The sequence below is a fragment of the Micromonospora sp. BRA006-A genome (genome assembly GCF_033433935.1).
In the GTDB taxonomy this organism is placed as follows: domain Bacteria; phylum Actinomycetota; class Actinomycetes; order Mycobacteriales; family Micromonosporaceae; genus Micromonospora; species Micromonospora aurantiaca.
On the sequence record NZ_JANCLW010000001.1, the window covers coordinates 4,891,881 to 4,904,389 of the forward strand.

The following is a 12,509-nucleotide window of genomic DNA, read 5'->3' on the forward strand; positions in this document are numbered from 1 at the left end:
GCGCCTTCCGGGTACGGGTGACCGGACGGCCCGCCGCGCGCGTTGGCGTCGACACGACGACGCCGGCGGACCGTTTCCGGTCGCCGGCGTGGGTGTGGGGCAGGTCAGGCGGCGGCAACCGGCGAGCGGGAAGCTCGCGCGGCCGCGGCGGTCATGCTGCGCCTGTTCTGCATACCCCGACGTTAGCCCGGCCCGCACCGTCCCGCCCAGCTCTTTTCCGCGTGCCCCGCGCGCCCCCGCACCCCGGCCCCGCGCCAGATCGACACCACTCCCCCGAAATGGCGGGGTCACCGGCACTCGGATGCCACCACCTCGCCGAACTGGAGTTGACCATGGCCCCCGGAGGCGCGGGCGTCAGCGGGTGGGAGTGAGCAGGCGGCGGTAGAGGGCGTCCAGGCGTGCGGCCTGCGCCTCCCACGTCCACCCGGGCAGCGGCGAGTCCGGGCCCTCGTACGCGGCGCGGTAGCGGGCCGGGTCCGCGAGCACCGCCCGCACGGCACGGGCCAGGTCGGCGGCGTCGCGGGCGCGGAACACCTCGCCCTGCCCGGTGGCCCGGACGGTGTCGGCCATGGTGCGGACGTCGCTGACCACGATCGGCAGCCGCGCGTGCGCGTACTCGAAGAACTTGGTGATCAGCGCGATCTCGTGATTGGGCCAGTGGTGCAGCGGGATCAGCCCGATGTCGGCGGTGGCGAGGAACGCGACGAGCCGGCGGTGCGGCACGTACGGCAGCACGTGCACCCGGTCGCCCACCTGATGCCGGGCGGCGCGGGCGACGACCTGGCGGACGTAGGCGGCGTCCGGGTCGGCGACGACGAGCGCCAGGTGTACGCCGGGCAGCAGCGGCAACGCCTCGACCACCGTGTCCACGCCGCGCTGGACGGCCATCGCCCCGCTGTAGACGAGCAGCGGCGTGCCCGGGGACAGGCCGCAGCGCTCCCGCAGGTCAGAAGCGGGCAGGTCGGCGGACCCGGAGGCGGTCGGCTCGGAGGCGGCGGCGACCGGGGCGTTCAGGATCACGGTCGGGCGCTCGGGCAGGGCGTGGTCGCGTACCAGCAGGTCGGCGAGCGTGTCGGAGACGGTGACCACCGCGTCGGCGTGACCGACGTACTCGCGGACGTAGCCGAGGTGCGCGGGCAGCCAGCGGGCGTTGTCGCGGCGAGGTCGCGCGCCGGGCAGCCACTCGTGCGCGTCCCAGACCAGCTTCACCTCGCGCCCCTGCTCGCGGGCGCGGTCCACGGCGCGGGCGGCCACGCCGAGCATCCGGAAGTCGTGCGCGTGGATCAGGTCGGGGCGCAGCTCGTCAACGACCGGTCCGGCGACCCGCTCGTAGTCCCAGAGGCACGGCTCCAGCCGCCGCCACGCCCCGTCGCGCAACCGGGCCCGCCAGTAGCGAACCTCGGCGTGCTCGACGGGCCGGCGGGCCAGCCGCGCCGCGCGCAACGGCAGTCCGCCCCGGGCCACCAGCCGAGCCCGCAGCCCGGACACGCCGCGCAGGCCGGAGCCATCGCGCGAACCAGCCCGGCCCGAAGCGGAGGCAGCGGAGACGCCGGAGCCCTCGACGCGGGGGACGGCGGAGACGACGCCCCCGGGGCCGGAGACGCCGGCTGGTGCCGTGGCGGGTGGGCGGGCGGGAGCGGCGGCGAGCGGCAGGACGCGGACCTCGGCGTCGCCGAGCCGCCACCGGCGTTCGGCGTCGACGTGGGCACAGCCGATCAGCGTGACGTCCCAGCCGGCGTCGGCGGCCGAGCGGGCCGCCTTCTGCACCCGCGAGTCACCCTCGACCGCGTTGTCGACGAGCATGACCACGCGCCGCATCGGCGTTCCACCCTTCACCCGTACGCCCGGACGGGCGCGAGTGTACGGGGACGCGGGACCGTCCCGACGGCCGCGAAACGGGCTCTGAGCTGCGGTGGCGCCGACTGTGCAGGCGATGGTCGGGTGCCGGCCGGTGGAAGTTCACCGGCCGTGCACCGAACGGGCGGGTCAGGCCGTGCCGGAGGAGACCAGCGGGGCCGGGGCGATCGGCTGCCGGCTGTCCTTGCGGTTGGGCAGCGACAGGCGGATGACCTTCCACCACGCGGAGGCGACCTGCTTGGGCAGCGGGCCGGTGGTGTAGTGCAGGCCGTACCTGTCGAACAGCGCCCGCACCTGCGGGGCGATCTCCTGGTAGCGGTTGCTGGGCAGGTCGGGGAAGAGGTGGTGCTCGATCTGGTACGACAGGTTGCCGGTCATGATGTGCAGCAGCCGGCTGCCGCTGATGTTGGCCGAGCCGAGCATCTGGCGCAGGTACCACTCGCCGCGGGTCTCGCCGTCGATGGAGGTCTTCTCGAACGTCTCCACGCCGTTGGGGAAGTGCCCGCACATGATCACCGAGTGGCTCCACACGTTGCGCAGCAGGTTCGCGGTGAACGTGGCGGCGAGCGTGGACAGGAACGACGGGCCGGACAGCAGCGGGTGCACCACGTAGTCCTTGAGCACCTGGCGGCGGATCTTGCGCCCGACGGCCTTCGCCTTGGCCCGGAACTTGGGGTCCTTCAGCTTGCGCTGCTTGAGGTGGTCGCCGAGCTCCATGTCGTACGCGGCGATGCCGTACTCGAAGAACATGGCGTTGAGCAGGTTCCACAGCGGCTGCCCGAGGTGCATCGGGTGCCACGGCTGGTCCTCGTCGACGCGCATGATGCCGTAGCCGAGGTCGTTGTCCTTGCCGACCACGTTGGTGTACCGGTGGTGCAGCTCGTTGTGCGACTGCTTCCACTGGTCGGCCGGGGAGACGTGGTCCCACTCCCAGGTGGTGGAGTGGATCTTCGGGTCGCGCATCCAGTCCCACTGGCCGTGCAGGACGTTGTGCCCGATCTCCATGTTCTCCAGGATCTTGGCGACCGTGAGCCCGGCCGTGCCGACGATCCAGGCCGGCGGGAACAGCGAGAACAGCAGCACCGCACGGCTGCTCATCTCCAGTGTCCGCTGGGTCTTGACCACCTTGCGGATGTAGCGGGCGTCCCGCTCCCCCCGGTCGGCGAGGACCCGGTCCCGGATCGCGTCCAGTTCCTTGCCGATGATCTCGATGTCCTCGGCGCTCAGGTGGGCGATCGGGTTGACGGCCTTCTTCTGGATGACGGTCACGTGGGTGGCTCCTGTCAGAGATCGATGTCGCAGGTACCGGCGGCGGCCGACACGCACGTCTGGACCAGCACGCCGTCCCCCGGTACGGCAGTGGTGACGTCGCCGTTGCGCAGGTCACGGACAGCGCCCTGGCGCAGCGGTACGACGCAGCCGAAGCAGATGCCCATCCGGCACCCGGAAGGCATCAGCACTCCGGCGTTCTCCCCCGCGTCGAGCAGTGTGGTGGCGCCGTCGGACTCGACTGTCACGCCCGCCCCGGTGAAGGTCACCGTGCCTCCCTCGCCCGGCGTGATCACCGTCGGGCGGAACCGCTCGGTGTGCAACCGCTCGACGAGACCGTTCGAGGACCAGTAGCCCTCGACCGCGTCGAGCATGCCGATCGGCCCGCACGCCCAGGTCTCCCGGTCGAGGTGGTCGGGCACCAGGCCGGCCAGTTCGGCGACGTCGAGCAGCCCGTCGGTGTCGGTGTGCCGCTCGACCAGACGCAGCGCGCCGCGCTCGGCGAGCGCGCGTAGTTCCGTACCGAAGATGACGTCGTCGCGGGTGGGCGCGGAGTGCACGAGCACCACGTCGGCCCGGTCGGCCAGCCCGGAGCGCAGCATCCCCATGACCGGGGTGATGCCGCTGCCGGCGGTGAGGAACAGGACGCGCTCGGGCGTCGCGGCGGGCAGCACGAACTCACCCTGGGCCTGGTCGAGGTGCACGATCGTGCCGGGCCGGAGCCGGCGTACGAGGTGGTTGCTGACCTTGCCGCCGGGGATCGCCTTCACGGTGACGGAGATCCGGCCGTCGGCGGCGTCCGGCGGCGAGGTGAGCGAGTACGCGCGCCACTGGCGCACCCCGTCGACGTCCACGCCGAGGCGGATGTACTGCCCGGGCGTGTGGCCCTGCCAGGCGCGGCCGGGCTGGATCACCAGCGTGGCCGCGTCGCGGGTCTGCGGGCGGATCGCGACGATCCGGCCGCGCAGTGGGGCGCCCGCGCGCAGGGGCGCGAACAGGTCGAGATAGTCGTCGGGCAGCACCGGCGTGGTGACCGTTCCGGCCAGCCGCAGCAGCCTGTCCCGGAAGGAGACCTTCTGGGGGCGGCGGGGGGCAGTTGTGGTCATATGACCAGCGTGACCGCCCGATCGCATAACATCTTGACCGGCAAAGGTGAAACAGCCGCAGGTTTTTGTTCGGAGGGAACAATATGACGTCGGAGGGCGGCACGGGGCAGCGCGCCGCGCACCTCAACCTCGACGCCGGGGTGGCGGAGACGCTGCGCGCCCGGCTGCCGATGGTGGCCGAGCGGACGGTCTCCGCGATCACCGCCGAGGTGCCTGACTACTCCGGCGCGCTCACCGGGGCCATGCGGGCGAAGATCGAGAACGCGGTACGCATCGCGCTCGGCACGTTCCTCCAGCTCATCGAGGGTACCCAGGCGTTCGACCCGAGCACTCCCCTGGCCCCGGCGCTGGAGGCCGCGTACGCGCTGGGCAGCGGCGAGGCCCGCTCGGGGCGCAGCATGGACGCGCTGCTGGCCGCGTACCGGGTGGGCGCCCGGGTGGCCTGGCGCGAGGTGTCGACCACGACGGTACGCAGCGGACTGGCCGCCGAGACGGTGGCCGAGTTCGCCGAGCTGATGTTCGCCTACATCGACGAGCTGTCCGCGGCGAGCGTGGCCGGGCACGCCGACGAGCTGGCCAGCGCCGGCCGGATGCGCCGCCGCAGCCTGGAGCGGCTCACCCAGCAGTTGCTGGCGGGCGAGCCGGAGGAGTCGTTGCGGCGCAGCGCGGAGCGCGCCGACTGGCCGCCGCCGCAGACCCTCACGGTGGTTCTGCTGCCGCGCCGGCACCTGCGCGCGGTGCTGGCGCTGCTCAGCCCGTACACCCTGGAGAGCGGCGAGGACCTGCCCGGCGTGAATTCGGTCGAGGAGCTGGCCGTACTGCTGGTGCCGGACATGCACGGCGGGCGGCGCCGCCAGCTCACCCGGCTGCTGCACGGGCACCGGGCGGTGCTCGGCCCGGCCCGGCCCTGGCACCGGGTCGCCGCGTCGTACCAGCGGGCCACCCGGGCGCTCGCGCTCGGCCTCGGCGAGGTGGACGCCGGACCTGTCGACACCGAGCGCCACCTGGCGACGCTGCTGCTCAGCATGGACCCGGAGGCCCTGGCCGACCTGCGCGCGCAGGCGCTCGCGCCGCTGGCCGCGCTGCCCCCGGCCACCGCGCAGCGGCTGGCCGAGACGCTGCGGTCGTGGCTGCTGCACCAGGGCCGGCGCGACGACGTGGCGGCCGACCTGTTCGTGCACCCGCAGACCGTCCGCTACCGGATGGGCAAGCTGCGGGAGCTGTTCGGCGACCGGCTGCACGACCCGGCCACGGTCCTCGACCTGACCATCGCTCTGGCCGTACCCCTGGAGCCGGAGGAGGCCTGACGCCGCGCCGGGGCGCACGGCCCGGTGCGGCCGGGACCTCCGGCCCTGTCCGCCCGCGACGGCGGCGAGCAGGGTCGGAAGGGGACGAGCAACCAGGAGGGCCGCCATGAACAGCTCATCGACCCGCACCGAGCAGAACCCGAGGGTACGGGTGCTGGAGGCGGCCGCCCGGCAGTCACTGCACGCCCCGTCGGTGTTCAACACCCAGCCCTGGCGCTGGCGGGTCACCGGCGACGCGCTGGAGCTGCGCGCAGACGCGGACCGGCAGCTCGCCCACACCGACCCGGACGGCCGGCTGCTGATACTGAGCTGCGGCGCCGCCCTGCACCACGCGCGTGTGTCGCTGACGGCGGTCGGCTGGGCGGTCACCGTGGAGCGGCTGCCCGACCCGGCCGACCCGTCGTTGCTGGCCCGGGTGCGTACCACCGGCCCGGCCGACCTGGACGTGCCGGCGGGCCGCCTGGTCGACGCCATTCCGCGCCGCCGCACCGACCGGCGGGCGTACGGGGACCGGCCGGTGCCGGAGGCGGTGCTGGCCCGGCTCGGGGACGCCGTGGAGGCCGAGGGCGCGCACCTGCACGTGGTCCGGCCGGACCAGATGCCGATGCTCGCCGTCTCCACCGGTCGCGCCGCCGACGCGGAGCTGGCCGACCCCGCGTACCGGGAGGAGCTGCACCGCTGGACCCACCGCCCGGAGGGCAGCGGCGACGGGGTGCCCGCCGCCACCGCCGTGCGGCCGTCCCCGCGCCGGGTGCCGCTGCGCGACTATGCCCCCGGCGGGGCGGCCGGGCTCAGCGCGGGCGCGGACTTCGACCGGGGCGCGGCGTACCTGATCCTGTTCGGCGAGTCCGACGAGCCGGCGGCCTGGCTGCGTGGCGGCGAGGCACTGTCGGCGCTGCTGCTCACCGCCACCGCCGAGGGGCTGGCCAGCGCGCCGCTCAGCGACGCCGTGGAGCTGGCCTGGCCACGCCGGATGATGCGCGACCTGCTGGCGGGCATCGGTGACCCGTACCTGGTGGTGCGCGTCGGCTGGGGCCCGGACGCGGAGCTGCCGCCGGCGCCGCGCCGCGCGCCGGCCGACGTCATCGAGGTGGTGGACCAGCCGCGGTGACCCGGCACGGTCCGGTGGGCCGCCGCCGGCGCGACGGTCGTCGTAGCCTCGACGGGTGGAGAACCTCGACCCGGCCGACGCGTTCGTGGTCTTCGGCGACCAGGACTCCGGGTGCGTCTCCTACGGCGTGGAGTCGGCGGGCCGGCGCTGGTTCGTGAAGCGGGCCGGGACGCCCGGGGCGCGTGAGTCGCTGACCCGCGCGCTGGGCCTGCACGCCGCGGTCCGGCACCCGGCAGTGGTCCGGCCCGAGCTGGTCCGCGACGGCACCGACGGCCCGACACTGGTGTACCCGTGGTGCGACGGCGTCGTGCTCAACCACGCCACCACCGGCGGCGGCAGCGACCGGAGCGGGCTGGCCCGCTTCCAGCGGCTGCCGGTCGCCGAGGTACGCGCCGCGCTGGACATCATCCTCGACGCCCACCTGACCGTGAGCGCAGCCGGGTACGTCGCAGTCGACCTGTACGACGGATGCTTCCTCTACGACTTCGACGCGCACCTGATGCGGCTGATCGACCTGGACGAGTACCGCCCGGGGCCGTTCGTGCTCGACTCCGACCGGCTGCCCGGCTCCCGTCGTTACCTGTCGCCCGAGGAGCTGACCCGGGGCGCGACGATCGACGAGCGCACCACGGTCCACGCGCTGGGTCGTACGCTGCACCACCTGCTCGACGCCCCGTCCGGCTGGCGGGGCACGGCCGCCGAGCGCGCGGTGGCCGACCGGGCCGGCCGGTCCGATCCGGCGCAGCGGTACGCCACTGTGGCCGCGCTGGTCCACGATTGGCGGGGCACCTGACCCGCCGACCCCGTCAGGCCGGGTTTCGACGACGCGCGCTCGCCCCTTGCGCGTAACTTTCCGTGACAGCAGCCCGATGTCGGTAGCGAATCACGGAGGGTGACGGCAGTTGCCGGGGCCGAATGGTCGAATTGTCCGCAGCATGCTCCTGAGCAGCGACGATGCGCGGCGAGCCGAGAGCTGGACGCATACCCCTTCGCGCCCTTTGCTCTGCATCCACATAAGCGGCAGTGGCCGTGAGTCACCGATGCGCCGATGGCTGCAGAGCAAAGGGCGCGGGGGGAGTTCTGCCGGGGAGCCGCGGACGCTACTTGCCGTGACGGCAAGTCCGACGGCGGCCAGGCTTCGGGGCGACCGGACCCCGCACGATCGGGCGCGGTGCAGTCAGGCCCGGACGACCGGGCCCGGCGCGATCAGGCCCGGCGTCATCAGGGGCCGCCCGACGCGCCGGGCGGCCCCTGGGCGGCGGATCAGCGGGCCGGCAGCGACAATTCCGCATAGTCCACTGTCGGCACGGCCCGGCACCGAACATATTCACGTCTGTCTGTTGACGCGTACGGGATCGACGACAATCATTACTCTCGCTGGATCGACGTACCATGAATGTCGGATCTGGTGGCATTTCTTACCCCTCGACGGGATCGCGCCGGGACTGCGATTCCGCCGGGCGACCATGCCCGGCGCCGCACCCCGGCCAATCCTACCGAGCAAATAGGAATTGTCGCCGCTCGCCCGAGGAGTCCGCCGGTGGACGGGAACAACGACGCTCCCGCACCGAGCCCGTCGAGGCCGGTGCAGAACGGCTCTGAGCTGCCCGAACAGCTCGCCTTGCAGGGCGGGCAGCCGGTGCGGCGTACGCCCTGGCCGACGTACGACAAGGGCGCGGTGTTCGTGCACAGCGAGGACGAGGACGCGGCTATTCGCGCCGTCCGCAGTCACCTCTACTTCCGATATGACCACCGGCCACCTCATGAAACCGAATGCGGGCGGTTCGAGGACGAACTGTGTCGTTATTTCGGCACCCGGCACGCGCTGGCCGTTTCCAGCGGTACCGCCGCACTGGCGCTTGCCCTGATGGGCGCCGGAGTGCCACCGGGCTCATTGGTGGCCTGCCCCGGATTCACTTTCGTCGCCACCCCGAGCGCCATTGTGCTGGCCGGCTGCCGGCCATTCCTGGTCGAGGTGGACGACGACCTGCGGATGGACCTCGACGACCTGCGCCGCCGGTGGCGGCCCGAGATCCGCGCCGTGATGGTCGTCCACATGCGCGGCTTCGCCGCCGACGTCGAGGCGCTGTCCGCGTTCGCCGCCGAGATGGGCGTGCCGCTCATCGAGGACGCGGTGCCGGCGCTCGGCGCCGAACTCAACGGGCGCAAGCTCGGCACGTTCGGGGCCGCCGGGGCGTTCAGCACCCAGTCCGACAAGGCGCTCAACTGCGGTGAGGGCGGCTTCCTCATCACCGACGACAGCACGCTGTTCGCGCGGGCGGTGGCGCTGTCCGGGGCGTACGAGGGGCGGCTGCGGCGGCACTTCCCGCACGGCGAGCCGCCGCTGACCGGCCTGGACCTGCCGCTGCTGAGCCTGCGGATGGACGAGATCCGGGCGGCCCTGCTGCGCGCCGAGCTGACCCGGCTGCCGCAGCGGCTTGCACTGTTCCACCGCAACTACGCGCACGTCAGCGCCGCCCTGGCCGGACTGCCCGGGATCGCGGTGCGGCGGCCGGTCGCGCCCGGGGCGTACCTCGGGGAGGCGTTCGTGTTCCGCGTGCCCGGCGGCGACGCGGGCTGGGGCGACGCGGGCTGGTTCGCCCGCGCGCTGCGGGCGGAGGGGATCGACGCCCGCAACATCGGCGCGGACGACGACCTCAACGTGCGGGCGTTCTGGAACTGGCGGTTCCTGTACGACAGCGCCGACCCGGGCGAGATCCGCGCGACGCTGCCGCGCACCGCACGGCTGCTGACCGAGACCGTCGATGTGCCGCTGTCGTCGAACCTCACGCCCGAGGACTGCGACGACCTGGTCCGCGCGGTCCGCAAGGTGGCCGCCGCCCGTGAGACCGCGCTGGTCGGCTCGTGACCGGCGCGCACACCCCGGCCCGGCCGCTGCCCCGGCTCGCGCTCGCCGGGCTGCTCGGTGGGCTGTTCACCGGCTACCTCGGACTGACAGCGGTGATCCCGGTGCTGCCCGGCTTCCTGCGCGAACGGCACGACGCCGGTGACCTGACAGTCGGCGTGGTGGTCACGGTGACAGCGGTGACCGCGCTGCTGGTCCGGCCGGTCGCGGGCGCGCTCGCCGACCGGCACGGCCACCGCACGGTGATGCTGGCCGGGGCGCTCGTGGTGGCCGGTGGCGGCCTGCTCTACCTGGCCCCGCTGACCGTGCCCGCGCTGGTCGCGGTCCGGCTGCTGCTCGGCGCCGGTGAGGCCGCGCTGTTCACCGCCGGTGCGGTGTGGATCGTCCAGCTCGCCCCGCACGAGCGGCGCGGTCAGCTCATCGGCCTGTACGGGGTGAGCATGTGGGGCGGCATCTCCGCCGGCACGTTCCTCGGCGCCACCGTGCAGCAGGCCGGCTATCCGGCGGTGTGGCTGCTCAGCGCAGTCGCTCCGGCGGTCGGCGCGGCGCTCGTCGCGCTGGTGCCCGCGCCGGCGCGGACCGCACCGGCGGCGAAGGGTGCCGGGCTGCTGCTGCGACCGGCGCTGCTGCCCGGCGTCGCGCTCACCTTCGGCGCCGCCGGGTACGCGGGCCTGGCCGCGTTCGTCGTGCTGCACCTGGACGCCCGGGGCATCGGCCACGGCGTGGTGGTGCTGAGCGTCTTCAGCGCCGTGTACGCCGGCACCCGCCTGGTCATCGGGCACCTACCGGACCGGCTCGGCCCGCGCCGGGTGGCCACCTGGTGCGGGGTGGGCGAGGCGGTCGGGCTGCTGGTCATCGCGGTCGCGCCGAACCTGCCGGTGGCGGTGGCCGGCAGTGTGGTGATGGGCGTCGGGTTCTCCCTGCTGCACCCGTCGCTGGCGCTGATGGTGATGAACCGCACCGACCCGGCGCGGCAGGGCGCGGCGATCGGGGCGTACACCTCGTTCTGGGATCTGGGTCTTGCGGTGTGGGGGCCGGCGACCGGCCTGGTCGCCGCCGGTCTCGGTTATCCGGCGGTGTTCGTCGCGGGCGCGGCCGGCGCGGCCGTCGCCGCCGCGATGGCGCTGCGCATCGGCCGGGTCGCGCCCGCGCCGGCTCCGGCGGAGGTACGCGCGGCATGAGCGCACCGGTGACCGTCCTGAGTGTCAACGGCTGGTGCCGCAACGGCAGCACCATCATCGGCAACGTCCTCGGCGAGGCGCCCGGTGTGGTGCACGTCGGTGAGCTGCACTTCCTGTGGAAGAACTCGACCGGGCGCGGAGTGAACGACAGGTGCGGCTGCGGCGCCGCGCTGACCGCGTGTCCGCTGTGGTCGGCGGTGCTGCCGCTGGGCCGTCCGGCCGGGACGCCGGCGGACGCGCACGCCGCCGAGGTGATCCGCCGGCAACGCGCCCGGCTGCGGACCCGGCACACGTGGCGGGTGCTGCGCCGGGGCGCGTACGACGCGGACACCCGGGCGCACGCCGAGCTGCTCGGCGCGGTCTACCGGGAGGTGGCCGCGCGCACCGCTGCCCGCGTCATCGTGGACAGCACCAAGATCCCCGGCGAGTCGGCGTTGCTGCCGCACGTGCCGGGCGTCGAGGCGTACTGGCTGCACCTGGTGCGCGACCCGCGTGCGGTGGCGCACTCGTGGCGGGAGCCGAAGGAGTACGTCTACGCGATGTCGGCGGCGCGCAGCACCGCGTACTGGCACGGGTTCAACCTCGCGTCGGCGGCCATAAACAGGCGCTACCCGGACCGGTCGGCGTTCCTGCGCTACGAGGACTTCACCGCCGACCCCGCCGGCACGATCGGCGACCTGCTGCGGCTGGTGGGCGTGGACCCGGCGGCCAACCCGGTGCGGGAGCGGACCGTCGAGCTGCGCGGCAACCACACGGTCACCGGCAACCCGGACCGGTTCCGGACCGGCCCGACCGTGATCCGGGACCGCGACGACGGGTGGCGGCGCACGCTGACCGGCCGGCAGCGGCTCGCCGTGGCGGCGCTGGCCTGGCCGCTGTCCACCCGATACGGCTACCGGTCCGGCGGGCCGGACGGCGACCCGGCGTACCCCGGCGCGGCGGCCCGCGTCGGCGAGACGGAGAGGTGAGGACGTGGATCTGGGGCTCAAGGGCCGGGTGGCGCTCGTCGCCGGCGGCACCAGCGGCATCGGGCTGGCCTGCGCGAAGGAGTTCGCCGCGGAGGGCGCGCACGTGGCGGTCTGCGGGCGTGACCCGCAGCGGCTGGCCGCCGCCGAGCGGGAGCTGACGGCGGTGGCCTCCGGCCGGGTCAGCGCGACCGGCGTGGACCTCACCGACACCGAGGCCGCCGCCCGCTGGGTGGACCGGGTCGCCGCCGAGCTGGGCGGCGTGGACGTGCTGCTGGTCAGCGGCGGCAGCCCGCCGGTGGGCACCGCCACCGGCTTCGGCACCGACGACTACCGGGCGGCCGTCGACCGGGTGCTGCTGCCGGCGGTAGCGGTGTCGCTCGCCGCGCTGCCGCACATGCGCGCCGCCGGCTGGGGCCGGCTGCTGCTGGTGGCCTCCGAGACCGCCTGCGTGCCGATCGGCCCGCTCGTGCTGTCCGGGGTGACCCGGGCGGCGCTGGTCCGCTTCGCCCAGGGCCTCGCCGTCGACGTGGGCCGCGACGGCGTCACCGTGAACGTGCTCGCGCCCGGCGGGGTGCGGACGCCGCCGATGGAACGCGCCGCGGCCCGGCTCGCCGGCGCGGACGGCGACGTCGAGGCGCGGCTGGCCGCGATGGGCCACCACAGCGCCGTCGGCCGGCTGGCCCGGCCCGAGGAGGTCGCCGCGGTGGCCGCGTTCCTGGCCGGCGAACGCGCGTCGTACGTGACCGCCGGGGTGCACCTGATCGACGGCGGCGCCGCCGCCACCGGCCCCGACCTGCCCCACCTCACCGGCGTCCGCAAGGACACCTACGCCTGACCCACCGAC

Annotated in this window: 10 protein-coding genes; 7 read left to right on the forward strand and 3 right to left on the reverse strand. The window is 74.3% G+C overall.

What is annotated here, in order from left to right; genetic code table 11:
• Positions 1-354 precede the first annotated feature (354 nt).
• The 3 genes from NMK34_RS22120 to NMK34_RS22130 form a co-directional block, all read right to left on the reverse strand.
• Positions 355-1,818 (reverse strand): glycosyltransferase, encoded by a 1,464-nt coding sequence (locus NMK34_RS22120; RefSeq protein ID WP_318335022.1) that lies wholly within the window; start codon positions 1,816-1,818, stop codon positions 355-357.
• A 168-nt stretch (positions 1,819-1,986) separates the two neighbouring features.
• Complete coding sequence (locus tag NMK34_RS22125) at positions 1,987-3,126, reverse strand: acyl-CoA desaturase (RefSeq protein ID WP_318335023.1); 1,140 nt, start codon at positions 3,124-3,126, stop codon at positions 1,987-1,989.
• A gap of 14 nt (positions 3,127-3,140) precedes the next feature.
• The gene (locus tag NMK34_RS22130) at positions 3,141-4,232 is read right to left on the reverse strand and encodes a ferredoxin reductase (RefSeq protein ID WP_318335024.1); all 1,092 of its coding nucleotides are present in this window, start codon (positions 4,230-4,232) and stop codon (positions 3,141-3,143) included.
• An 83-nt stretch (positions 4,233-4,315) separates the two neighbouring features.
• Here NMK34_RS22130 and NMK34_RS22135 point away from each other — a divergent pair, with 83 nt between their 5' ends.
• The 7 genes from NMK34_RS22135 to NMK34_RS22165 all read left to right on the forward strand — a co-directional run bounded on the left by NMK34_RS22135 (position 4,316) and on the right by NMK34_RS22165 (position 12,500).
• Entirely contained in the window at positions 4,316-5,539 is a 1,224-nt protein-coding gene (locus NMK34_RS22135) for a PucR family transcriptional regulator (protein ID WP_318335025.1), read from the forward strand.
• Positions 5,540-5,645: 106 nt separating this feature from the next.
• A complete protein-coding gene (locus NMK34_RS22140; RefSeq protein WP_318335026.1) occupies positions 5,646-6,650 on the forward strand; it encodes an Acg family FMN-binding oxidoreductase in 1,005 nt (334 codons plus the stop codon).
• 55 nt (positions 6,651-6,705) lie between these two features.
• Positions 6,706-7,443, forward strand: a complete 738-nt coding sequence (locus tag NMK34_RS22145; protein WP_318335027.1) for a serine/threonine protein kinase — start codon at positions 6,706-6,708, stop codon at positions 7,441-7,443.
• Positions 7,444-8,190: 747 nt separating this feature from the next.
• Positions 8,191-9,519 carry a DegT/DnrJ/EryC1/StrS family aminotransferase gene (locus NMK34_RS22150; RefSeq protein WP_318335028.1) on the forward strand — a complete coding sequence of 443 codons (1,329 nt, stop codon included), beginning with the start codon at positions 8,191-8,193 and terminating at the stop codon, positions 9,517-9,519.
• Positions 9,516-10,697: an MFS transporter gene (locus tag NMK34_RS22155; protein WP_318335029.1), complete on the forward strand. Its 1,182-nt coding sequence runs from the start codon at positions 9,516-9,518 to the stop codon at positions 10,695-10,697. The genes NMK34_RS22150 and NMK34_RS22155 overlap by 4 nt, the downstream gene beginning before the upstream one ends.
• Positions 10,694-11,665: a sulfotransferase domain-containing protein gene (locus tag NMK34_RS22160; protein WP_318335030.1), complete on the forward strand. Its 972-nt coding sequence runs from the start codon at positions 10,694-10,696 to the stop codon at positions 11,663-11,665. Before NMK34_RS22155 ends, NMK34_RS22160 begins: the two co-directional genes overlap by 4 nt.
• A 4-nt stretch (positions 11,666-11,669) precedes the next feature.
• Positions 11,670-12,500 (forward strand): SDR family NAD(P)-dependent oxidoreductase, encoded by an 831-nt coding sequence (locus tag NMK34_RS22165; RefSeq protein WP_318335031.1) that lies wholly within the window; start codon positions 11,670-11,672, stop codon positions 12,498-12,500.
• The last annotated feature ends 9 nt before the right edge of the window (positions 12,501-12,509 follow it).

Excerpts from the sequence above, each read along its gene's own strand:
- NMK34_RS22120 (WP_318335022.1), bottom strand. The coding sequence starts at position 1,818 with ATGCGGCGCGTGGTCATGCTCGTCGACAACGCGGTCGAGGGTGACTCG.
- NMK34_RS22130 (WP_318335024.1), bottom strand. The coding sequence starts at position 4,232 with ATGACCACAACTGCCCCCCGCCGCCCCCAGAAGGTCTCCTTCCGGGAC.
- NMK34_RS22135 (WP_318335025.1), top strand. The coding sequence starts at position 4,316 with ATGACGTCGGAGGGCGGCACGGGGCAGCGCGCCGCGCACCTCAACCTC.
- NMK34_RS22140 (WP_318335026.1), top strand. The coding sequence starts at position 5,646 with ATGAACAGCTCATCGACCCGCACCGAGCAGAACCCGAGGGTACGGGTG.
- NMK34_RS22160 (WP_318335030.1), top strand. The coding sequence starts at position 10,694 with ATGAGCGCACCGGTGACCGTCCTGAGTGTCAACGGCTGGTGCCGCAAC.